Source organism: Lonsdalea britannica (genome assembly GCF_003515985.1).
In the GTDB taxonomy this organism is placed as follows: Bacteria; Pseudomonadota; Gammaproteobacteria; order Enterobacterales; family Enterobacteriaceae; genus Lonsdalea; species Lonsdalea britannica.
Map to the genome: position 1 here is coordinate 2,086,543 of NZ_CP023009.1, position 23,057 is coordinate 2,109,599.

Genomic DNA, 23,057 nt, shown 5'->3' on the forward strand with positions numbered 1-23,057 from the left:
CAGGCAACACGACATACGTTATGAATTATCGTTTAAAAACCAGAGATATCGTGGCATTAGGTTTTATGACCTTTGCCTTGTTTGTTGGCGCGGGTAATATTATTTTCCCGCCTATCGTCGGACTGGAAGCGGGTCCTCACGTATGGATCGCGGCACTAGGCTTCCTGATTACTGCCGTGGGGCTGCCTGTCATCACCGTCGTCGCGCTGGCGCGTGTGGGCGGTGGTATCGACGCCCTGAGCACGCCGATTGGTCGAAAAGCCGGTATTGTGTTGGCGACGGTCTGTTACCTCGCCGTGGGACCGCTGTTCGCCACGCCGCGCACCGCGACCGTCTCCTTTGAAGCCGGTATTGCGCCGCTGGTCGGCTCCGGCGGCATGCCGCTGCTGGTTTATAGCCTCGTCTACTTCGCCATCGTTATCGGTATTTCCCTCTATCCCGGCCGCCTGCTGGATACCGTCGGACATATTCTGGCCCCGGTAAAAATCGTCGCGTTAGGCATCCTCGGGATTGCCGCGCTGCTGTGGCCTGCCGGTTCGTCTATTCCGCCAGCGCCAGCGTATCAAACGATGCCGTTCTCGAGCGGATTCCTGAATGGCTATATCACGATGGATACGTTGGGCGCGATGGTGTTCGGTATCGTGATCGTGAACGCGGCCCGTTCGCGCGGCGTCAGCGACGCCAAGCTGCTGACGCGTTATACCGTGATGGCCGGTTTGATTGCCGGGCTTGGCCTTGCCCTGGTCTATCTGAGCCTGTTCCACCTCGGCGCCAACAGCGGTCAACTGATCCCAGGCGCTCAGAACGGCGCTGAGATTCTGCACGCGTACGTACAATATACGTTCGGCAACATGGGCAGCGCGTTCCTGGCGATACTGATTTTTGTGGCCTGTCTGGTGACGGCGGTCGGGCTGACCTGTGCCTGCGCGGAGTTCTTCGCCGAATATCTGCCGCTTTCATATCGCACGCTGGTCTTTGTGCTGGGGCTGTTTTCCATGGTGGTGTCCAACCTGGGACTGAGCCATCTGATCCAGCTGTCTATTCCGATCCTGACCGCCATTTACCCGCCGTGTATCGTGCTGGTGTTGCTGAGCTTTACCCTGCGTTGGTGGAATAACAGCAGCTACATTGTTGCTCCCACGATGCTGATCAGTCTGGTCTTCGGCGTGATTGATGGCGTAAAATCGTCGGCCTTTGCTTCCTGGTTGCCTGAGTGGGCGAACTACCTGCCGCTGGGTCAACAAGGGCTGGCCTGGCTGTTGCCGTCGCTGGCCGTGTTGCTGGTGGCTGCCGCCTACGATTTGCTTATCGCTCGTCAGACGGCGACAACGCGGACTTAGTACGGCAAGAGGGATTTGCACCACAGGCTTCGGCCTGTGGTTTTTTCGTTTGTAAAACAGGGTTGCTTTAAATATGGAACAAGAGTCCAAGCTCAAGCGTGGCTTAAGTGCGCGGCACATCCGTTTTATCGCCTTAGGTTCGGCGATAGGAACCGGTCTGTTTTATGGTTCCGCCAGCGCTATTCAGATGGCGGGTCCCAGCGTTCTGCTGGCTTATCTCATTGGCGGCGTCGCGGCTTATATCATCATGCGCGCACTGGGAGAGATGTCGGTCAACGATCCCCAGGCCAGCTCCTTTTCCCGCTATGCGCGCGATTATCTCGGTCCGATGGCCGGCTACATCACCGGATGGACCTACTGCTTTGAAATGCTGATCGTTGCCATTGCCGATGTCACGGCCTTCGGTATCTATATGGGCGTCTGGTTCCCTGCGGTGCCGCACTGGGTCTGGGTGTTGAGCGTCGTGCTGATCATCGGGGCGATAAACCTGATGAACGTGAAGGTTTTTGGCGAGCTGGAATTTTGGCTGTCCTTCTTCAAAGTCGCGACCATCATTCTAATGATTGCGGCGGGTATCGGCATCATTATCTGGGGGATAGGCAACGGCGGCCAGCCGACGGGTATCCACAACCTCTGGACCAACGGAGGCTTCTTCAGTAACGGGATAATGGGGATGATATTGTCGCTGCAAATGGTGATGTTTGCCTACGGCGGCGTGGAAATCATCGGCATCACCGCGGGTGAAGCGCAAGATCCGCGTAAATCCATCCCGCGAGCCATCAACTCCGTCCCCTGGCGTATTCTGGTGTTCTACGTCGGGACGCTGTTCGTCATCATGTCCATCTATCCGTGGAATCAGGTTGGCACCAGCGGCAGTCCGTTCGTGATGACCTTCCAGCACATGGGCATTAATGCCGCCGCCGGTATTTTGAATTTCGTGGTGATCACGGCGTCGTTGTCGGCGATTAACAGCGATGTATTCGGGGTAGGGCGGATGCTGCACGGTATGGCTGAACAGGGCCATGCGCCCAAAGTGTTCATGCGTCTGTCCCGTGGCGGCATTCCGTGGGTGACGGTGGTGGTGATGATGGTGGCGCTGTTGGCGGCGGTCTATCTGAACTACATCATGCCGGAAAAAGTGTTCCTGGTTATCGCTTCGCTGGCGACCTTCGCGACGGTATGGGTATGGATTATGATCCTGTGCTCCCAAATCGCTTTCCGCCGCAAGCTAAGCCGTGAACAGACGAAAGCGCTGGCGTTCCCGGTGCCGGGTGGGGCGGTGACTTCTGCGGTGGGGATTGTTTTCCTGGCGTTTATCATCGGCCTGATCGGCTACTTCCCGGATACGCGTATCTCTCTGTACGCCGGCTGTCTGTGGATTGCTCTGTTGCTGGTTGGGTACGTCGTCTTCCTGCGACGCAAAGCCGCCTGATGACCGCAAGCCGGACGGTGTGACCGAATTGTCCGATCCGGCTTGAATGGCGGTCAATAAAAAACCCCGCGGCGACCACCGCGGGGTTTTTTGACGTGACAGGCTGTTAAATTACAGCTTGCTCGCGTTCTGAGACAGGTATTTGGCGACGCCGTCCGGAGACGCGCCCATGCCTTCTTCACCCTTCACCCACTGCGCCGGACACACTTCGCCGTGCTCTTCGTGGAACTGCAGGGCATCGACCATACGCAGCATTTCATCAACGTTACGACCCAGCGGCAGATCGTTAACGACCTGATGGCGCACGATGCCGTTTTGGTCGATCAGGAAAGAACCGCGCAGAGCGACGCCCGCATCCGGGTGTTCGATGCCGTAGGCTTTCTGAATTTCGCGTTTGATGTCTGCCACCATCGCGTATTTCACTTCGCCGATGCCGCCTTTGTCGATAGGGGTGCTGCGCCAGGCGTTATGGACGAACTCGGAGTCGAAGGAGACGCCTACGACTTCAACGCCGCGCTTCTGGAACTCTTCGTAACGATGGTCGAAGGCGATCAGTTCTGACGGGCACACGAAGGTGAAATCCATCGGCCAGAAGAAGATGACGGCCGGTTTACCGTTGATGTGCTCTTTCAGATTGAAATTTTCAACGATCTCTCCGCTGCCTAAAACGGCGGCGGCAGTGAAATCGGGGGCGGGACGAGTGACCAGAACCATAATAACTCCCGTGGTGGTAAATGAGTAAAGCGGAGGGGAATAAACCCTAGCGAGTATAGGTATTTCGCGAGGGTGAATAAAGGGAATGTCGGCCAATCAATGAGATAGGTTTTGCCTATTGCATCAATTGGTATTGCTTTCCGAGGTCGACCGGTTAGCGCGGCGCTGCTGATGACAACCGCCCGCTTTTTACGGTCTCCATCATGACGGGATAAAACTGCCAGAACAGTGTTTCAAGCTGATGATAGTGACGCTCCACCTCCTGGAAAGAACCCGCCAGCGCGGCCAGACGAGGACGCCGCAGCGCCATTCGGTACAGGACTTCGCCGATAAACGGAAGCTCGGCATAGCGCTCCAGCCAACGCTCGGTCCACAGGTAGTTGTTTAGATTGCGGAAACGCTCCGGGGTTTCCGGCAGATGCGGTTCGATCTCTCTGCGAGCGTCGGCGACGAATTGCGGCAAGGTGACGTGGGGGACCAGTGTCGTCCAGTGCCGCGCCAGAAAATGATCCCACAGCACGTCGAGCGTAATGGGCGCCACGCGACGATAATCTGCGCTGAAATAGCGGCACGCGGCGCGAACTTCCGGCAGGCTGTCCGTCAGGCTGTCAATGCGGCGATGCAGCCGAATGCCGGCGACGATCTTGTCGGGGAAAATGCCGTCGGGGTTGCCGCGGACAAAGTCAGCCATTAGGTTTCCCAGCAGGGAGCTGTCGGCCAGCGTGGCTAAATGGAGATGGGCGAGAAAATTCATCCCGGCAGTATAAGTGCAATTCCTCTCACAGACCGCTTATTTCTTGCAGCCGGTCGTTCCCGGCTCTAGACTAGGCCGCCTCTTTTTCCCTCTGTCAGATAGCTAAGTGAATAGTCATGCGTGTTGCCGATTTTTCGTTTGAACTCCCTGAGTCTCTCATCGCCCATTATCCCCAGGCGCAGCGTAGCGGATGCCGTTTGTTGTCGCTGGATGGGCCGAGCGGAGAGACGTCTCTGGGCATCTTTAGCGATTTGTTGGACAAGCTGGAACCTGGCGACCTGCTGGTTTTCAACAATACGCGCGTGATCCCCGCCCGACTGTTCGGACGTAAAGCGAGCGGCGGCAAGCTGGAAGTTCTGGTAGAGCGTGTACTGGACGAACATCGAGTGTTGGCGCATGTGCGCGCCTCCAAGGCGCCCAAGCCGGGCGCGGAGCTGGTGCTGGGCGAGGATGAAAGCGTAGCGGCCACGATGCTGTCTCGTCAGGATGCGCTGTTCGAAATTCGTTTCGACGATCCGCGCGACGTACTGACCATTCTCAACGATATCGGTCACATTCCGCTGCCGCCGTATATCGACCGTCCTGATGAGGATGCCGACCGCGAACTGTATCAGACCGTCTACAGCCAGCGTCCCGGCGCAGTCGCGGCGCCGACCGCCGGTCTGCACTTCGATGAACCGCTGCTGGCAGCGCTGCGCGACAAGGGCATCGAAATGGCCTTCGTCACCTTGCATGTCGGGGCGGGCACTTTTCAGCCGGTACGCGTGGACAGCATTGAAGATCACGTCATGCACGCCGAGTATGCGGAAGTCCCGCAGGACGTCGTGGATGCCGTGCTGGCGTGTAAAGCGCGCGGTAATCGGGTGATTGCAGTCGGCACGACATCCGTCCGCTCGCTGGAAAGCGCGGCGCAGGCCAGCTCGGAGGCGATGATGGCTCCATTCTTCGGCGATACTCGCATCTTCATCTATCCCGGCTACCACTATCGCGTGATCGATGCGCTGGTGACCAATTTCCATCTGCCGGAGTCCACGTTGATCATGCTGGTCTCCGCTTTCGCTGGCTACCGTCACACCATGAACGCCTATCGTCAGGCGGTGGCGGAGCAACTACGCTTTTTCAGCTACGGCGATGCGATGTTTATCACGCGCAATCCCGAGGCAGAGCAGGAACACGTCGGCGAATAAACCGATGATTACCGGCGGTATAGGCCGCCAGCAGTGCCTATTTATAGGTCATCAACAACGACATCAGACTGTTTCTCTGGTGCTGGAGGTTAAGTGAAGTACGAATTGTTTACGACGGATGGTCGTGCCCGCCGCGGACGACTGGTGTTTGAACGTGGCGTAGTTGAAACCCCGGCCTTTATGCCGGTGGGGACTTACGGCACCGTGAAAGGCATGACACCGGAAGAAGTAAAAGAGACGGGCGCGCAGATCATTCTGGGCAACACGTTCCACCTGTGGCTGCGGCCGGGGCAGGAGATCATGAAACTGCACGGCGACCTGCACGACTTCATGCAGTGGCAGGGGCCGATATTGACTGATTCCGGCGGTTTTCAGGTGTTTAGTCTGGGCGATATCCGCAAGATCACCGAAGAAGGCGTTCATTTCCGTAACCCGATCAACGGGGATGCGATCTTCCTTAGCCCGGAAAAATCGATGGAAATCCAGAACGACCTGGGATCGGATGTCGTGATGATTTTTGACGAATGTACGCCATATCCTGCCGACTGGGACTACGCTAAACGCTCAATGGAAATGTCGCTGCGCTGGGCGAAGCGATGCCGTCAGCGCTTCGACGAGCTGGGCAACGGCAATGCGTTGTTCGGCATCATCCAGGGCAGCGTTTACGAAGATTTACGAGATGTGTCGGTAAAAGGGCTGGTAGACATTGGTTTTGATGGGTACGCTGTGGGCGGCCTGGCGGTCGGCGAGCCGAAAGCGGATATGCATCGCATTCTGGAGCACGTCTGCCCTCAGCTTCCGGAAGACAAACCCCGTTACCTGATGGGCGTTGGTAAGCCAGAAGACTTGGTGGAAGGCGTGCGACGCGGCGTAGATATGTTCGACTGTGTGATGCCGACCCGCAACGCCCGCAACGGTCACCTGTTTGTGACCGATGGCGTGGTGAAAATTCGCAACGCCAAGCATAAGGATGATACCGCGCCGCTGGATGCCGAATGTGATTGCTATACATGCCGCCATTACAGCCGTGCTTATCTGCATCATCTTGATCGCTGTAACGAAATACTCGGCGCGCGTCTCAATACCATCCATAATTTGCGCTATTATCAGCGGCTGATGGCGGGTTTACGCCAGGCTATCGAAGACGGTAAATTGGATGACTTTGTCGCCGCATTTTACCAGCGTCTTGGTAAGCCGGTTCCGCCGGCGATTGACGCAGTATAAGTCGTATAAGCAGTATGAGGGCGGCGGCGGACGTCGCTCCCTTGACGTTATTTGGTTTGATCACTTTTTCGTTTTTATAAAGAGGAAACTTACATGAGTCTTTTCATTTCCGATGCCGTTGCAGCAACAGCGGGGGCTCCGGCGCAGGGAAGCCCTTACTCTCTGATCATCATGCTGGTCGTATTCGGTCTGATTTTTTACTTCATGATCCTGCGTCCTCAGCAAAAGCGCGCCAAGGAACACAAAAAGTTGATGGATTCCATCAGCAAAGGGGATGAAGTGCTGACTAACGGCGGCCTGGTAGGTCGTGTGACTAAAGTCTCCGAGAACGGCTACATCGCCATCGAACTGAACGAAAACAACGAAGTCGTGATCAAACGTGATTTCGTAGCCTCCGTGCTGCCGAAGGGTACTATGAAAGCCCTGTAATTTTTTGCCTTTTCCCAAAGGGAACTACCGTGTTGAACCGTTATCCTTTGTGGAAGTACATCATGCTGATCGTGGCTGTTCTTGTCGGTCTGCTGTATGCGCTTCCTAACCTATATGGTGAGGATCCGGCGATTCAGATCACTGGCGCGCGGGGTGCCGCCGCCAGTGAGTCTACGCTGGTCCAGGTCCAGAATGTCTTAAAAGAACAGAATCTTTCCAGCAAGTCGATTGCGCTTGAAAACGGCGCGATACTGGCTCGTTTCTCCAACCCTGACGTACAGCTCCGCGCACGTGAAGCGCTGCTCGGCGAGCTGGGCGACAAGTTTGTCGTTGCGCTCAACCTGGCTCCCGCCACTCCGCAATGGTTGAGAATGTTGGGCGCTGAACCCATGAAGCTGGGGCTTGACCTGCGCGGCGGCGTGCACTTCCTGATGGAAGTGGATATGGATACCGCGCTGGGCAAGCTGCAGGAACAAACCATGGATTCCCTGCGCAGCGATCTGCGTGAGAAAAACATTCCCTACGCTTCCGTCCGCAAGATTGATAACTACGGCGTCGAAATTCGCTTTCGCGACAATCAGACCCGCGATCAGGGCGTTAGCTATCTGACATCCCGTCACCGCGATCTGGTGATCAACGCCAATGGCGACGCGACGCTGCGTGCGGTCATGAGCGATGCGCGACTGAGCGAAGCCCGTGAGTATGCGGTTCAGCAGAACATCAACATTCTGCGTAACCGTGTAAACCAGCTGGGCGTTGCCGAACCGTTGGTTCAGCGTCAGGGCGCCGACCGTATCGTCGTCGAACTGCCGGGTATTCAGGATACGGCGCGCGCGAAAGAAATTTTGGGCGCGACGGCGACGTTGGAGTTCCGTCTGGTCAACTCCAACGTGGATTCAACGGCCGCCGCCAGCGGACGCGTACCGGGTGACTCAGAAGTGAAACAGATGCGTGAAGGCGGTCCTGTCGTGCTGTACAAGCGCGTGATTCTGACCGGCGACCACATCACGGATTCCACGTCCAGCTCTGACGAATACAACCGTCCTCAGGTCAACATCTCTCTCGACAGCGCCGGCGGCAACATGATGTCCAACTTTACCAAGGACAACATCGGCAAACTGATGGCGACGTTGTTCGTGGAATATAAGGACAGCGGTAAGAAAGATGCCACTGGCCGCGCGATTCTGGAGAAACAGGAAGAGGTCATCAACGTCGCGACCATCCAGTCTCGCCTGGGCAACAGCTTCCGTATCACCGGCATTAACAATCCGAACGAAGCTCGCCAGCTGTCGCTGCTGCTGCGCGCCGGTGCGTTGATTGCGCCGATTCAGATCGTCGAAGAGCGGACCATTGGCCCGACGCTGGGGATGCAGAACATCACTCAGGGTCTGGAAGCCTGTCTGTGGGGCCTGATCGCGTCCATCGTGTTTATGGTGGTTTACTACCGTAAATTCGGGATTATCGCGACGACCGCGCTTATCGCGAACCTGGTGCTGATTGTCGGGATCATGTCTCTGCTGCCCGGCGCGACGCTCACCATGCCGGGGATTGCCGGTATCGTGCTGACGCTGGCGGTGGCGGTCGATGCGAACGTGTTGATTAACGAACGTATCAAGGAAGAGCTGAAAAACGGGCGTACGGTGCAGCAGGCGATCCATGAGGGTTATAAAGGCGCGTTCTCCAGTATCGTGGATGCCAACGTGACGACCCTGATCACTGCCGTGATCCTGTATGCGGTCGGTACCGGCTCGATTAAAGGCTTTGCTATCACCACCACGATCGGGGTTGCGACCTCGATGTTTACGGCGATTGTCGGTACCCGTGCCATCGTGAACCTGCTTTACGGCGGTAAACGCATTAACAAGCTGTCTATCTGAGGAGTGCGTTGTGGCACAGGAATATACTGTTGAGCAACTCAACTACGGCCGTAAAGTCATCGACTTTATGCGCTGGGACAATCTGGCGTTCCTGATTTCGGGGATTCTGCTGGTGATTTCGCTGGTGCTGATCGGCGCTCGCGGCTTCAACTGGGGACTGGATTTCACCGGTGGTACGGTGATTGAAATTCATCTGGAAAAACCGGGCGATCTGGACGAAATGCGTCAGGCGCTGGAGAAAGCCGGCTTTGCCGACCCTCTGGTTCAGAACTTCGGCAGCAGCCGCGACGTGATGGTGCGTATGTCGCCGAACGTCGGCAACTCCGGGCAGGAGTTGGGTAATCAGGTGTTGAACGTGATTAACCAGAGCACCTCCCAGCACGGCGAAGTGAAACGTATCGAGTTCGTGGGGCCGAGCGTGGGTAACGATCTGGCGCAGGCGGGTGGCATGGCGCTGCTGGCGGCGCTGATCTGCATCCTGATCTATGTCGGCTTCCGTTTTGAATGGCGTTTGGCGCTGGGCGCGGTTATCGCGTTGGCGCATGACGTCATCATCACGCTGGGCGTGCTGTCGCTGTTTCAGATCGAAATCGATTTGACCATCGTGGCGTCGCTGATGTCGGTCATCGGTTACTCGCTGAATGACAGCATCGTGGTCTCCGACCGTATCCGTGAGAACTTCCGTAAGATCCGCCGCGGTACGCCGTACGAGATCATGAACGTGTCGCTGACGCAAACGCTGAGCCGTACCATTATGACGTCCGCCACCACGCTGGTGGTGGTGCTGATGCTGTATATCTTCGGCGGTGCGATGCTGTCAGGCTTCTCGCTGGCGATGCTGATCGGCGTCTCCATTGGTACGGTGTCTTCGATTTACGTCGCGTCCGCACTGGCGCTGAAGCTTGGCATGAAGCGCGAGCACATGATTCAGCAGAAAGTCGAGAAAGAAGGGGCGGACCAGCCGTCGCTGTTACCGTAACATTCTCTTTCGATACGCAAAAAACCCGCCGGAAGGCGGGTTTTTTTTGGGCTTGAGTGACGGTGTGCGGCAGAAAGGCGCGGGCGAGATGATGCCCGCAATCGAACCCACTCGTTAGTGCGCCGGGGAGGAAATTTGGCCCGGCTGCGGCGCAACGCCGGCGACCTTTTCGATATCGTACAGGCGAATGAAACCCAGTTGTTCAGGCGGCAGGCCGGTCAGGCGCAGCGCGATGGCGGCTTCCCATTTGGGAACCAGCGTTTGCGACACGGCGAAGGACTGGGTCTGCGCGCCATTGGTCAGCGGCTTTCCAGAGGCGTCTAGTTCGCCCCAATCCAGATGTGCGCGGAAATTCGGTAGCGTCCCACCGTCGATCAGTCGGATATGCAACTGGGCGTATGTCCCGCTGGCTTCCTGCGAAACATGGCTGAGAGAGACGCTCAGTCGGCCGATCGCGCTGTCCACCAGCGCATAGTTTTTGGCCGCCGGCAGCAGATAAACGCCCGCGCTGGAGTGTGCGTTCAGGGTATTTTGACGCTCAAGCGCCGCGGCCTGTTCAGCCAGCGTCTGCAACCGCTGATTCAATTGGCGGATCTCTTGCTGCACCTGAGGCAGTTGCTGCTGCTGAGCACAGCCTGCCAGCGCGATCATCGTCGGCAGTAAAGTTAGCAGGCGGAAACGGATGGTCATTGAAAGAGTCTCCTTCAGAAACGGCGAACAGACCTTAAAGGCTGGGGCGTGTCGTCGTGGGGAGGCGGACGCCGAGTCGGGGTCATCGCCAAGTCAGTGTTCTGCGACAGATAATAGCGGATGTGGAATAAAAACGGAGCATCGTCAGCCAGTGGCAGGACAGAAACGCGAGGAAGAGGAGGGGGCTGCGCCCGAAAAAGGGGAGCGGGCGCAGCCGTTGCGTCGGGTGGTTACTGCCAGCCGTAGTGGCGAGCGAAGAAGCCTTTCATCGCCTGCGTTAGCATCATGTAGCCGCAAAGAATGGCGATGAGCCATGGGAAATAGCTCAGAGGCAGTGGCTGTAGCTCCAGGAACCCGGCCAGCGGTGAGAAAATCAGCGCGATCCCCGTCGCCATAATCAGCAGCGTCATCATCGCCAGCGGCCATGACGGTCGACTCTGAATGAACGGGATCTTACGGGTACGGATCATATGTACGATCAGTGTCTGCGACAGCAGTCCTTCAACAAACCAGCCAGACTGGAACAGCGTCTGCATCTCCGGCGTGTTGGCCTGGAAGACCCACCACATCAAAGCGAACGTCATCACGTCAAAAATAGAGCTGATCGGACCGAAGAACACCATGAATCGACCAATATCTCCGGCATTCCAGCGCTGCGGGCGGCGAATCTGCTCATCGTCCACGTTATCGAACGGGATGGCGATCTGGGAAATATCGTACATCAGGTTCTGGATCAGCAGATGCAGCGGCAGCATGGGCAGGAACGGCAGAAATGCGCTGGCGATCAGCACGCTGAACACGTTACCGAAGTTGGAGCTGGCCGTCATCTTGATGTATTTCAACATGTTGACGAAGGTTCGGCGGCCTTCAATGACCCCTTGCTCCAGCACCATCAGGCTTTTTTCAAGCAGGATGATATCGGCCGCTTCCCGGGCGATATCCACCGCAGAGTCGACGGAGATACCGATGTCCGCCGCGCGAAGCGCGGGGGCGTCGTTGATGCCGTCGCCCATGAAGCCGACGACATGTCCCCGCGCTCGCAGCAGACGCACAATGCGCTCTTTGTGCATCGGCGTCAGCCTGGCAAACAGCGTGGTGGTTTCTGCCTGAGCCGAAAGCTCCTCGTCGGTCATCTCATCGAGGCGGCTGCCGATCAACGTCTCCGAACAGTCGATGCCGACGTCGCGGCAGACCTTGGCGGCCACGAGTTCACTGTCCCCGGTCAGAATTTTGACCGTGATCCCGCTGTTTTTCAGCGCTTTCAACGCCGGGGCGGTGCTTTCTTTCGGCGGATCGAGGAAAGCGATATAGCCTTCCAGAATCAGATCGGACTCATCCGCGCGGGCATAATCCCGCGGCTCGGCGTCGATCACCTTGCTGGCGACGGCGACCACGCGCAGACCCTGGCGATTCCAATCGTCGGTGAGATGACGGATCCGCAGCAGCCGGTCCTCATCCAGCATTAGGGTGTCTTCACCGAGTCTCACTGAGGAGCAGACGCTCAGCATTTCATCCAGCGCGCCTTTGCAAATCAGCTGATGCTCCCGATCGTTTTCGGCGACGACGACCGACATGCGGCGGCGCTCGAAGTCGAACGGAATTTCGTCCACTTTGCGCCAGCGGGAAAGAATGTCGTGCTGCTCTTTATTGGAAACGCCTTCCAGTACGGCTTGATCGAGCAGGTTGCGCAGCCCGGTTTGATGCGCGCTGTTCAACCACGCCAGACGCAGCACCTTTTGGCTGCAGCGCCCGAACGCGTCGGTATGACTTTCCAGCGCAATGCGATCCTGTGTGAGCGTGCCGGTCTTGTCGGTGCAGAGAATATTCATCGCGCCGAAGTTCTGAATGGCGTCCAGACGTTTGACGATCACTTTTTGGCGAGAGAGTTTTACCGCGCCTTTCGCCAGCGTCGAGGTGACGATCATCGGCAGCATTTCCGGCGTCAGGCCGACGGCGACCGATAGCGCGAACAGCGCCGCTTCCCACCAGTCGCCTTTGGTGTAGCCGTTAATGACCAGCACGATGGGCGTCATGACCAGCATGAAGCGGATCAGCAGCCAGCTGACGCGGCTGATGCCTTTCTGGAACGCGTTTTCCTGCTCGGGTTGAAGCGTTATCCGGCCTGCCATCTGGCCGAACCAGGTATTGGCGCCGGTGCCGATAACGATCGCCTGCGCGGTGCCGCTGATGACATTGGTGCCCATGAAGCACAGGGTATCGCTTTCCAATGCGGGGGCGTTTTTCGCCAGACGGCTGTGCGCGACTTTTTCCACGGGCAGTGACTCACCGGTCAGCGAGGCCTGACTGATAAACAGATCGCGCGCCTGCAACACACGCAGATCCGCCGGGATCATGTCGCCCGCCGCCAGCTTGACGAGGTCGCCCGGCACCAGCTGATCCAGCGGAATTTCCTGATATTCGCTGCGTCCGGTTTGCTCATCGCATCTCAGGACGGTGGCGGTATTGCTGACCATCGCTTTCAGCGTGTCGGCGGCTTTGCCCGAGCGTGCTTCCTGAACAAAGTGAAGCAGCGTCGAGATCAGCACCATCAGCCCAATGACCAGCGCCGCGGTCAGGTCCTCCGTGGCGTAGGAAATCAGCGCCAGCAACGTCAGCAGCAGGTTGAAAGGATTGCGGTAGCAGCGCCACAAATGCAGCCACCAGGGCGCGGCTTGCTCGCCGGGGATCTGATTTTCACCGTAGGTCAGCCGAGCCTGACGGACTTCGTTAGGCATCAGTCCTTCGGGATGGCTGTCAAAAGCCTGATAGAGCGCGTCCTCACTCAGCCAGGCGTAGTGATGACACTGACGGGCGAGACGTTCCGGTATGGCGTTCGCCTGACCGTCGGGCATCGGCGCGCGGTGGAACAAACGAGAAGGCAGATGGCGGCTAATTTGAACGAGCCACTGCCGGGTGAGGCGTGTCAATAGCATAACAGTCCCTCCGCCACGACGTTATAACGTCGCAGCGTGATGACGCGCAGGGGAATGCCACCGGCGCGTCGGCATCATAGAATGAGCAGGGACGATAGGTGAACGTCGCTGCCTTACTTATTGGTCGGTAAGGCAGCGAGAAAAAGGGCTGTCTTACCGAAGAAGTCCTGCCTGAGCAGGGTGAGGTTCTGGTTCCATCACATTTCTCCGGGGTTGATGCCATTCCTGACGACGCGAGCGTGGGGTCAGAAGGCGAATTTCAGCTTAGGCAATAGCCGTTGAACGGCGGGCGCCAGTTTGCGGAGTCTCAAACTAGCAGATCGATCCTCAACCCAATCTAAACCGATGGCCGGGAGGCCCACTTGGCCGCGTTGCGCCACAAGGAGACTGGGTTAGGCGGTTAATTCAGGGTAAACTATTCTCACGATAAACGGAGGGAGCGGGAAAGGTTATGCATTGCCCATTTTGTTCTGCGGTTGATACCAAAGTGATTGATTCCCGGTTGGTTAGTGAGGGAGCACAGGTACGTCGACGTCGTCAGTGTCTGGTATGCAACGAACGTTTTACCACCTTCGAAGTGGCGGAACTCGTGATGCCTCGTATCATCAAAAGCAACGATGTGCGAGAGCCTTTCAATGAGGACAAACTGCGCAGCGGTATGCAGAAAGCGCTGGAAAAAAGGCCGGTCAGCTCCGATGACGTGGAAATGGCGATTAATCACATCAAATCGCAGCTGCGAGCCACTGGCGAGCGGGAAGTGACCGCGAAGATGCTGGGTAATCTGGTGATGGATGCGCTGAAAAAGCTGGATAAGGTCGCCTACATCCGCTTTGCCTCGGTTTACCGCAGCTTTGAAGATATTCGAGAGTTCGGGGAAGAGATCGCCCGTCTGCAGGATTAACCCCGTCATGCCGCACAGTCGGCGTTGAGAAGAGAGGCTGGGAATGACACTACCGTCGGATGAATTTTATATGGCTCGGGCGCTGGAACTGGCGCGCCGGGGGCGTTTCACCACTGCGCCCAATCCCAACGTCGGCTGTGTGATCGCCCGCGACGGCGAGATCGTTGGTGAAGGCTATCATCAGAAAGCGGGCGGTCCCCATGCGGAAGTCCACGCCCTGAGCATGGCCGGTGAGCGCGCGCGCGGCGCGACGGCTTACGTTACGCTGGAGCCCTGTAGTCATCACGGACGTACGCCGCCGTGCGCGGATGCCTTGATCGCCGCTGGCGTAACGCGGGTTGTCGCCGCGATGCAGGATCCCAATCCACAGGTCGCCGGACGAGGGCTGACGCGACTGCATCAGGCCGGTATTGACGTCAGCTATGGGGTCATGGCGGCGGAAGCCGAGCAGCTTAATCGCGGTTTTCTCAAACGCATGCGTACCGGATTGCCCTTTGTACAGCTCAAAATGGCGGCGTCACTGGATGGCCGCACGGCGATGGCTTCCGGCGAAAGCCAGTGGATTACGTCGCCGCAGGCGCGTCAGGATGTACAGCGTTTTCGCGCCGAAAGCTCTGCCATCCTGAGCAGCAGCGCGACGGTGCTGGCGGACGATCCTTCTCTGACCGTACGCTGGGAAGAATTCGATCCCGAGATGCAGCAGGCGTATCCGCAGGATCAGCTGCGTCAGCCCGTCCGGGTGGTCGTCGACAGTCAGGAACGCGTCACCTTCCGTCATCGTCTGATTCAGCAGCCGGGGTCGACCTGGCTGGCGCGTCAGAAGGCCGATGCGCAGGCATGGCCGTCATCGGTAGAACAGCTGGCGCTGCCATTGCAGGGCGAAGGGGTTGATCTGGTGGCGTTAATGATGCTGCTGGGCAAACGCGAGATTAACTCGGTGTGGGTCGAAGCGGGCGCACGGCTGGCCGGTGCGTTGCTGCGTGCCAATGTGGTGGACGAAGTGCTGCTCTACCTCGCGCCGAAGCTGCTGGGCGAGGCCGCGCGTCCGCTCTGCGTCTTGCCGGGATTGTCTCTGTTGTCCCAGGCGCCTGAGTTTTCGCTGGCGCAGGTGGCGCAAGTCGGTCCCGATCTGCGTCTGACGCTTAAACCGCAGTCCTGAGGCGGCGCTACAGGCGACTCGCTGTACAAAATATCGGCTGACAAAACCGGACACGACGCCGGAAGAATATGATAGAATCCGCCCCCCTGCGGGGCACTTAAACCAGTCAAAGGAAAGCTATGAACGTTATTGAAGGTGTTGTTGCTACTCCTAATGCCCGCGTGGCGATTGCAATTGCCCGCTTCAACCATTTCATCAACGACAGCCTGTTAGAAGGCGCTGTTGACGCTCTGAAACGCATCGGCCAGGTGAAGGAAGAGAACATCACCGTGGTATGGGTGCCGGGAGCCTACGAACTACCGCTAGCGGTACGCGCGTTGACCAAAAGCACTCAGAACGGCGGTTACGATGCCGTGGTGGCGCTGGGAACGGTGATCCGTGGTGGGACAGCCCATTTTGAATTTGTGGCTGGCGAATGCAGCTCAGGTTTGTCGCAGGTTGCCATGAACAGCGACATTCCCGTGGCTTTCGGCGTACTGACGACTGAAAGCATTGAGCAGGCTATCGAACGCGCCGGCACCAAAGCGGGTAATAAAGGCGCAGAAGCTGCGTTGACCGCGCTTGAAATGATTAATGTATTACACGCTATCAAGTAAGCCTGATTAAGTAAGGGGTATTTCCGTGAAACCTGCTGCTCGTCGCCGCGCCCGTGAATGTGCGGTTCAAGCGCTTTATTCCTGGCAGTTATCTAAAAATGATATTGCCGATGTTGAACTAGAATTCCTGAGCGAGCAGGATGTCAAAGGCGTTGACATCACCTATTTCCGCGAGCTGTTGACCGGGGTGGCGACGCAGGCCGAGCGTATGGATGAGTTAATGACGCCATACCTGTCCCGCAAGCTGGAAGAACTGGGTCAGGTGGAAAAAGCGATCCTGCGTCTGGCGGTCTTTGAACTGAGCCGTCGCGATGATGTGCCGTATAAAGTGGCCATCAATGAAGCCATCGAACTGGCTAAAGTGTTCGGCGCTGAAGACAGCCACAAGTTTGTCAACGGCGTGCTGGATAAAGCAGCCCCACATCTGCGTAAAAAATAAGTCATTCGGGACCGGATTACCCGTCCCGAAAGTTTAAGCTTCGGTACGGTCTGGACGAGATATGGTTGCTGGTGAATTCGATCTGATTGCCCGTTATTTTGACCGGGTGAGAACAACGCGCCGGGACGTGGAACTGGGCATCGGAGACGACTGTGCGTTGCTGACGGTGGCTGATAAAACGCAGCTGGCCGTCAGCACGGATACGCTGGTTGCTGGCGTACACTTCCTGCCGGATATCAATCCGGCGGACCTGGCCTTCAAATCTTTGGCCGTCAATCTGAGCGATCTTGCCGCTATGGGTGCCGATCCGGCATGGGTCTCCCTCGCCTTGACGCTGCCGTCTATCGACAGCGGCTGGCTGAAGGCCTATAGCGATAGCCTGTTCGAACTGCTTGATTACTATGACATGCAGCTGGTTGGTGGCGACACTACCCGCGGTCCGCTCAGTATTACCATGACGATTCAGGGACTGGTTCCGGCCGGACGCGCCCTGCGTCGTGATGGCGCGCATGTCGGCGACTGGATCTACGTGACAGGAACGTTGGGCGACAGCGCTGCGGGCCTGGCCATTTTGCAGGATCGCCTGCAGGTCGAGGACGACGAACGGCGACGCTTCCTGTTACAACGTCATCTCCGACCTCAGCCACGCATCTTGCAAGGGCAGGCGCTACGTGGTCTGGCGCATTCCGCCATCGATCTGTCCGATGGCCTGGCTTCCGATCTCCGCCATATCCTCACCGCCAGCGAATGCGGCGCGCATATCAATCTGGATATGCTGCCGTACTCCGAAGCGCTGCAGCAGTCGGTGGATGCCGATTGCGCCGGGCGTTGGGCGTTGGGCGGGGGAGAGGACTATGAGCTTTGCTTCACCGTGCCGGAGCTCAATCGCGGCGCGTTGGATCTGGCGCTTAGCCACCTCGGCGTGCGCTATACCTGCATCGGACAGATGTGTCCGGCGGCCGAAGGGCTGCGTTTCTTCCAACACGACGAACCCGTCGATATCGACCTCAAAGGCTATGACCACTTTGGTGAGTGAAAATAAAGGCTCGCGTGAGGCGAAAAGCCGTCTGCGAATGCTGAACCCGTGGCATTTTCTGGCGACCGGGCTGGGGAGTGGCTTATCGCCCTGGATGCCGGGAACGGTAGGATCGCTGGCGGCGATCCCGCTGTGGTACCTGATGATTCTGCTGCCGTGGCAGCTCTACTCGCTGCTGGTCATGCTCAGCATTGGTATCGGCGTGTACCTTTGTCAGCGTACCGCGAAAGACATGGGCGTTCACGATCACGGCAGCATCGTGTGGGACGAATTCGTTGGAATGTGGATCACCCTGATGGCGCTGCCTTCCATGCATTGGGGCTGGGTTGCTGCCGGATTCGTGCTGTTCCGCGTGCTGGATATCTGGAAGCCGTGGCCCATTCGCTGGTTCGACCGTAACGTGCATGGCGGAATGGGAATTATGGTAGACGATGTGATTGCTGGCGTCGTGGCCGCGGCCATCATCTATCTGCTCGGCCACTCTCTGCCGTGGTAAATGCGCGCCATCGCTAGCGCACGAGCCCGTCCCGGTTTATTACTTCTTTTGCCGATTCCCCGCCTGACGCTGTTGCGTCGGCGAGGAATCAGCGCTTAGCCTGTGATTAGGCCAGCCAGTCTCGAATGCTTTTCTCAATACCCGCGGCATCCAGACCTAGGTCGGCGCGGACCTCTTGCTGCGATCCCTGAGAGATAAACCGATCCGGCAGGCCCAGATTCAGCACCGACACGGGTCGACGATTCGCCATCACCCACTCGTTCACGCCGCTGCCTGCTCCGCCCATCACCGCATTCTCTTCCAGCGTCACCAGCGCGTCGTGGTTTGCCGTTAGCGTTTCAAGCAGCTCGATGTCCAATGGTTTGACAAAACGCATATCTACCAGCGTCGCATTCAGCTTTTCCGCCGCTTCACGCGCTTCGGGCAGTAGCGTCCCGAAGTTCAGAATGGCCAGCTTCTCGCCTTCACGACGCACAATGCCTTTGCCGATCGCCATCGATGTCAGCGGCGTCGGCTCGACGCCCAGACCACTGCCGCGCGGATAGCGAACGGCCACCGGCCCATCCTGATAGTGATAGCCAGTATGCAGCATCAGGCGGCATTCATTCTCGTCGCTCGGCGTCATGATCACCATATTGGGGATGCAGCGCAGGAACGAAAGGTCGAACGCGCCCTGATGCGTCGGCCCATCGGCGCCCACGATGCCGCCGCGGTCGATCGCGAACAGGACCGGCAGCTTCTGAATCGCAACATCGTGAATGACCTGATCGTAGGCCCGCTGCAAAAAGGTGGAGTAGATCGCGACGACCGGCTTGTAGCCGCCTATCGCTAATCCGGCCGCGAAGGTTACCGCATGCTGTTCGGCGATCGCTACGTCGAAATACTGTTTGGGATACTGGCGAGAAAACTCGACCATCCCGGAGCCTTCCCGCATGGCTGGCGTGATCGCCATCAGCTTGCTGTCGCCCGCAGCGGTCTCCGTGAGCCACTGTCCGAAAATTTTGGAGTAGGTCGGCAGTGCTTCCTTGCTCTTTGGCAGCATCCCGCTGGCCGGATCAAACTTAGGCACGGCGTGCCAGCTGATCGGATCCTGCTCGGCGGGCGCATAGCCGCGGCCTTTCTTGGTCATAATGTGTAGCAGCTGCGGCCCTTTCAGGCTCCGCATGTTTTTCAGGGTCTGCGTTAGCACGTTGACGTCATGGCCGTCGATGGGGCCGATGTAGTTGAAGCCCAGTTCTTCGAACAACGTGCCGGGCACGACCATCGCCTTGAGATGTTCTTCGGTGCGGCGAACCAGTTCCTTGATGGGCGGCATGCCGGACAACACCTTTTTGCCGCCTTCGCGCAGCGTGGAGTACAGCTTGCCGGACAGTAACTGCGCCAGATGATTATTCAGGGCACCGACGTTTTCGGAAATCGACATTTCATTGTCGTTGAGCACTACCAAGATATCCGGGTCGATATCGCCCGCATGGTTCATGGCTTCGAACGCCATCCCGGCGGTGATGGCGCCGTCGCCAATTACGCACACGGTACGCCGCCCCAGACCTTCACGATCGGCGGCGACCGCCATGCCAATACCGGCGCTGATGGACGTAGAGGAGTGACCGACGCTTAGTACGTCGAACTCGCTCTCCTCACGCCAGGGGAACGGGTGCAGGCCGCCTTTCTGCCGGATGGTCGCAATACGATCGCGTCGTCCGGTCAGAATTTTGTGCGGATAGGCCTGATGGCCTACGTCCCAAATCACGTGATCAAACGGCGTGTTGTAGACGTAGTGCAGAGCCACCGTCAATTCCACCGTACCGAGACCGGAGGCAAAATGCCCGCTTGAACGGCTCACGCTGTCCAACAGGTATTGCCGAAGCTCATCGCACAGTTTCGGCAGACTTTCTTTGGGCAGCAGGCGCAGTTCGTCCGGGTTTTCCACCAGCGCCAGCGTTGGGTATTTCGCTATATCAAGGGTCATCGGATACTCATTAAGCGGTGTCTTATGTTGAAATTATTTATCGCGTTCAACGATGTAACTCGCCAGCGCCCGCAGCGGCGCAACGTCCAGTGCAAGGGAACTGACTTTGACCAGATCGTCCAGCGCCTCCAGCGAGTCCTGATAGAGACGTCGCGCCTTGTCTTTCGCCTCATCCAACCCCAATAGCCCCGGATAGGTGCTTTTACCCAGTTGCTGATCGGCTCCCTGGCGTTTGCCGGTGGTGGCGCTGTCGCCGATGACATCCAGGATGTCATCCTGTACTTGAAATGCTAATCCGATGGCGGCGGCGTAACGGTCGAGACAGGGCAATGCCTGTCGGCCCGCGTCGCCTGCGGCCAGAGCGCCCATCCGTATGGCGGCCCGGATCAGCGCTCCGGTTTTATGGCTGTGAATCTGTTGCAGCGCGGCTAAATCAACCTGATGTCCTTCGGCGATCAAGTCCAGCGACTGGCCGCCGCACATGCCCGCGACGCCACTGGCCTGCGCCAGCTCGGACACCATCGCCAGACGGTCGCGGTCGCTGACCTGCGGCATCGGCGCATCCGCCAGAATCGAAAACGCCAGCGTTTGCAGCGCATCTCCGGCCAGAATCGCACTGGCTTCGCCGAAACGAATATGGCAGGTCGGCTGCCCGCGACGCAGATCGTCGTTGTCCATGGCGGGCAGGTCGTCATGAATCAATGAGTAGGCGTGTATGCACTCGACGGCCGCCGCTGGCGCATCCAGACTTTCCAGCTTGAGGCCAAAAAGCTGACCGGTCGTATAGACCAGAAACGGACGCAGCCGTTTACCCCCCAGTAATGCCCCATAGCTCATAGCCTCAACCAGAGGAGTATTCTGAAATGGCAGGTCGGCGATAAACCGGCTCAGCGTGGCGTCCGTGCGCTGATGGTGGGCACGCAGTTGCTCAAAGAATTCTGTCATGACGTGACTCTACTCGTTATCCGGGGTAAAAGGCGTCAGGGCCGCTTCAGGTTCATCGTTAAGCAGGATCTGCACGCGCTGCTCCGCCTGCTGCAGCTTCAACTGCCCTTGGCGCGCCAGCTGGATACCTTGTTCAAACGCCTGCAGCGCCTCTTCCAACGGCAGATCGCCCGACTCGAGGCGGGCGACGATGTGTTCCAGTTCGTTCAGCGAATTCTCGAAACTAACGGGTGGTTCGTTTTTTTTCGGCATAGTCGGTTTTGGGTCCTGTTCCTACGTATCGGCGCGCAAAAGGGTGGCCGTCGTTCGTCGTTCCGCATCGTGCATTTGTGCGGTTAAGGCGCGCCGTATGCCGCAATTAAGTGATATACTCCGCGCCCTGGATGCTATTGGTAAGACTGCCGGAGCAACGACACTATTACCAATAACGTGATTTTAGCCTTAGGGTAAAATTATTTACGCCTTTACGATCAAGTAACGACAGCCACCATGAAGTTTATCATTAAATTGTTCCCGGAAATCACCATCAAAAGCCAATCTGTGCGGTTGCGCTTTATCAAAATCCTCACAGGGAACATCCGAAACGTTTTAAAACAGTATGATGAAACGCTGGCGGTTGTCCGTCACTGGGATCATATCGAAGTTCGTGCTCAAGACGAAAGCCAGCGCGCCATTATACGCGATGCCCTGACGCGTATTCCGGGGATTCACCACGTCCTCGAAGTGGAAGAGCACGACTATACCGATCTGCACAATATCTTCGAGCAAACGCTAGCCATGTACCGCGATCAGGTGGAAGGCAAAACCTTCTGCGTGCGCGTTAAACGGCGCGGCAAGCACGACTTCAGCTCTCAGGACGTTGAGCGCTATGTCGGCGGCGGCCTGAACCAGCACATCGAAAGCGCGCGGGTCAATTTGACCTCGCCGCAGTTCACCGTGCATCTGGAAATCGAGCAGGATCGCCTGCTGCTGATTAAAGGTCGCTATGAAGGCATCGGCGGCTACCCGATTGGTACGCAGGAAGATGTCCTGTCGTTGATTTCGGGCGGTTTCGACTCCGGCGTGTCCAGTTACATGCTGATGCGTCGCGGTTGCCGCGTGCATTACTGCTTCTTCAATCTGGGCGGCGCCGCGCATGAAATCGGCGTTAAACAGGTTGCTCACTATTTGTGGAACCGTTTTGGCAGCTCGCATCGCGTTCGCTTTGTCGCCATCGATTTTGAACCGGTGGTCGGCGAAATTCTGGAGAAAGTCGACGACGGTCAGATGGGCGTTGTACTGAAACGCATGATGGTGCGGGCGGCGTCGAAAGTGGCCGAACGCTACGGCGTGCAGGCGCTGGTGACCGGTGAGGCGTTGGGACAGGTATCCAGCCAGACGCTCACCAACCTGCGTATGATCGACAACGCGACGGATACGCTGATCCTGCGTCCGCTGATCTCGCACGATAAAGAGCACATCATCAATATGGCGCGCCAACTGGGCACCGAAGACTTCGCCAAGACCATGCCGGAATATTGCGGCGTGATCTCAAAAAGCCCAACGGTGAAAGCGGTGAAAGCCAAAATCGAGCACGAAGAGAGTCAGTTCGACTTCGATATTCTCGATCGCGTCGTGAGTGAAGCCCGCAATCTGGATATCCGTGAGATCGCCGAACAGACCACGCAGGACGTGGTGGAAGTCGAAACGGTAGATGCATTCGCCGCTAACGACATCTTGCTGGATATTCGCTCTCCAGACGAACAGGACGATCGCCCGCTGTCGCTGGAACAGGTCGACATCAAGTCGCTGCCGTTCTACAAACTGGCGACCCAGTTTGGCGATCTGGATCAGAGCAAAACCTATCTGCTCTACTGCGAACGCGGCGTGATGAGCCGTCTGCAGGCGCTCTATTTGCGCGAGCAGGGCTTTAATAACGTGAAGGTTTATCGCCCCTGAATCCGGTTAAGCGATAGAA

The 23,057-nt window shown here is 57.6% G+C and carries 21 protein-coding genes; 14 read left to right on the forward strand and 7 right to left on the reverse strand.

Annotation, left to right across the window (positions count from 1 at the left end; translation table 11 throughout):
* Window positions 1–20 precede the first annotated feature (20 nt).
* Window positions 21–1,340 carry a branched-chain amino acid transport system II carrier protein gene (gene brnQ / locus CKQ53_RS09595; RefSeq protein WP_085651682.1) on the forward strand — a complete coding sequence of 440 codons (1,320 nt, stop codon included), beginning with the start codon at window positions 21–23 and terminating at the stop codon, window positions 1,338–1,340.
* A 73-nt stretch (window positions 1,341–1,413) separates the two neighbouring features.
* Window positions 1,414–2,772, forward strand: a complete 1,359-nt coding sequence (gene proY / locus CKQ53_RS09600; protein WP_085651683.1) for a proline-specific permease ProY — start codon at window positions 1,414–1,416, stop codon at window positions 2,770–2,772.
* Between the two features lie 111 nt (window positions 2,773–2,883).
* Here proY and CKQ53_RS09605 read toward each other — a convergent pair whose 3' ends face one another.
* Together CKQ53_RS09605 and CKQ53_RS09610 are read right to left on the reverse strand one after the other, a co-directional pair.
* A complete protein-coding gene (locus tag CKQ53_RS09605; protein WP_085651684.1) occupies window positions 2,884–3,486 on the reverse strand; it encodes a peroxiredoxin C in 603 nt (200 codons plus the stop codon).
* A 154-nt stretch (window positions 3,487–3,640) separates the two neighbouring features.
* Window positions 3,641–4,240, reverse strand: coding sequence for an acyl carrier protein phosphodiesterase (locus tag CKQ53_RS09610; RefSeq protein ID WP_094118537.1), 600 nt, complete (start codon window positions 4,238–4,240; stop codon window positions 3,641–3,643).
* Window positions 4,241–4,356: 116 nt separating this feature from the next.
* Between CKQ53_RS09610 and queA the strand changes: the two genes are divergently transcribed.
* From queA to secF, 5 genes are all read left to right on the forward strand, one after another.
* Window positions 4,357–5,427, forward strand: a complete 1,071-nt coding sequence (queA, locus tag CKQ53_RS09615; protein ID WP_094118536.1) for a tRNA preQ1(34) S-adenosylmethionine ribosyltransferase-isomerase QueA — start codon at window positions 4,357–4,359, stop codon at window positions 5,425–5,427.
* A 93-nt stretch (window positions 5,428–5,520) separates the two neighbouring features.
* Complete coding sequence (tgt, locus tag CKQ53_RS09620; protein WP_085651687.1) at window positions 5,521–6,651, forward strand: tRNA guanosine(34) transglycosylase Tgt; 1,131 nt, start codon at window positions 5,521–5,523, stop codon at window positions 6,649–6,651.
* A gap of 93 nt (window positions 6,652–6,744) precedes the next feature.
* Window positions 6,745–7,080, forward strand: coding sequence for a preprotein translocase subunit YajC (yajC, locus tag CKQ53_RS09625; protein ID WP_026738805.1), 336 nt, complete (start codon window positions 6,745–6,747; stop codon window positions 7,078–7,080).
* A gap of 29 nt (window positions 7,081–7,109) precedes the next feature.
* Complete coding sequence (gene secD / locus CKQ53_RS09630; RefSeq protein WP_085651688.1) at window positions 7,110–8,957, forward strand: protein translocase subunit SecD; 1,848 nt, start codon at window positions 7,110–7,112, stop codon at window positions 8,955–8,957.
* Window positions 8,958–8,967: 10 nt separating this feature from the next.
* On the forward strand, window positions 8,968–9,936 hold the full coding sequence (gene secF / locus CKQ53_RS09635) for a protein translocase subunit SecF (protein WP_027063691.1): 969 nt from the start codon (window positions 8,968–8,970) through the stop codon (window positions 9,934–9,936).
* A 114-nt stretch (window positions 9,937–10,050) separates the two neighbouring features.
* Here the strand turns inward: secF and CKQ53_RS09640 are convergent, their stop codons facing one another.
* A complete protein-coding gene (locus tag CKQ53_RS09640; protein ID WP_094118535.1) occupies window positions 10,051–10,626 on the reverse strand; it encodes a DUF3251 domain-containing protein in 576 nt (191 codons plus the stop codon).
* 230 nt (window positions 10,627–10,856) lie between these two features.
* Complete coding sequence (gene mgtA, locus CKQ53_RS09645; RefSeq protein WP_118894941.1) at window positions 10,857–13,559, reverse strand: magnesium-translocating P-type ATPase; 2,703 nt, start codon at window positions 13,557–13,559, stop codon at window positions 10,857–10,859.
* A 451-nt stretch (window positions 13,560–14,010) separates the two neighbouring features.
* On the opposite strand from mgtA, the gene nrdR reads away from it, so the two are divergent.
* From nrdR to pgpA, 6 genes are all read left to right on the forward strand, one after another.
* On the forward strand, window positions 14,011–14,460 hold the full coding sequence (nrdR, locus tag CKQ53_RS09650) for a transcriptional regulator NrdR (RefSeq protein ID WP_026738810.1): 450 nt from the start codon (window positions 14,011–14,013) through the stop codon (window positions 14,458–14,460).
* A gap of 43 nt (window positions 14,461–14,503) precedes the next feature.
* The gene (gene ribD, locus CKQ53_RS09655) at window positions 14,504–15,619 is read left to right on the forward strand and encodes a bifunctional diaminohydroxyphosphoribosylaminopyrimidine deaminase/5-amino-6-(5-phosphoribosylamino)uracil reductase RibD (RefSeq protein WP_085651691.1); all 1,116 of its coding nucleotides are present in this window, start codon (window positions 14,504–14,506) and stop codon (window positions 15,617–15,619) included.
* Between the two features lie 119 nt (window positions 15,620–15,738).
* The gene (gene ribH, locus CKQ53_RS09660) at window positions 15,739–16,215 is read left to right on the forward strand and encodes a 6,7-dimethyl-8-ribityllumazine synthase (RefSeq protein WP_026738812.1); all 477 of its coding nucleotides are present in this window, start codon (window positions 15,739–15,741) and stop codon (window positions 16,213–16,215) included.
* A 25-nt stretch (window positions 16,216–16,240) separates the two neighbouring features.
* Complete coding sequence (gene nusB / locus CKQ53_RS09665) at window positions 16,241–16,654, forward strand: transcription antitermination factor NusB (RefSeq protein ID WP_085651693.1); 414 nt, start codon at window positions 16,241–16,243, stop codon at window positions 16,652–16,654.
* Between the two features lie 61 nt (window positions 16,655–16,715).
* Window positions 16,716–17,690 carry a thiamine-phosphate kinase gene (gene thiL, locus CKQ53_RS09670; RefSeq protein WP_085651694.1) on the forward strand — a complete coding sequence of 325 codons (975 nt, stop codon included), beginning with the start codon at window positions 16,716–16,718 and terminating at the stop codon, window positions 17,688–17,690.
* The gene (gene pgpA / locus CKQ53_RS09675) at window positions 17,671–18,186 is read left to right on the forward strand and encodes a phosphatidylglycerophosphatase A (protein ID WP_085651695.1); all 516 of its coding nucleotides are present in this window, start codon (window positions 17,671–17,673) and stop codon (window positions 18,184–18,186) included. The genes thiL and pgpA overlap by 20 nt, the downstream gene beginning before the upstream one ends.
* A gap of 106 nt (window positions 18,187–18,292) precedes the next feature.
* Here the strand turns inward: pgpA and dxs are convergent, their stop codons facing one another.
* The 3 genes from dxs to xseB are packed head-to-tail and all read right to left on the reverse strand — an operon-like array spanning window position 18,293 to window position 21,352.
* Window positions 18,293–20,155, reverse strand: a complete 1,863-nt coding sequence (gene dxs, locus CKQ53_RS09680) for a 1-deoxy-D-xylulose-5-phosphate synthase (RefSeq protein ID WP_118894943.1) — start codon at window positions 20,153–20,155, stop codon at window positions 18,293–18,295.
* A gap of 33 nt (window positions 20,156–20,188) precedes the next feature.
* Complete coding sequence (ispA, locus tag CKQ53_RS09685) at window positions 20,189–21,100, reverse strand: (2E,6E)-farnesyl diphosphate synthase (RefSeq protein WP_094118534.1); 912 nt, start codon at window positions 21,098–21,100, stop codon at window positions 20,189–20,191.
* A gap of 9 nt (window positions 21,101–21,109) precedes the next feature.
* The gene (xseB, locus tag CKQ53_RS09690) at window positions 21,110–21,352 is read right to left on the reverse strand and encodes an exodeoxyribonuclease VII small subunit (RefSeq protein ID WP_085651698.1); all 243 of its coding nucleotides are present in this window, start codon (window positions 21,350–21,352) and stop codon (window positions 21,110–21,112) included.
* Between the two features lie 237 nt (window positions 21,353–21,589).
* Here xseB and thiI point away from each other — a divergent pair, with 237 nt between their 5' ends.
* A complete protein-coding gene (gene thiI, locus CKQ53_RS09695; protein WP_085651699.1) occupies window positions 21,590–23,038 on the forward strand; it encodes a tRNA uracil 4-sulfurtransferase ThiI in 1,449 nt (482 codons plus the stop codon).
* Window positions 23,039–23,057 lie beyond the last annotated feature (19 nt).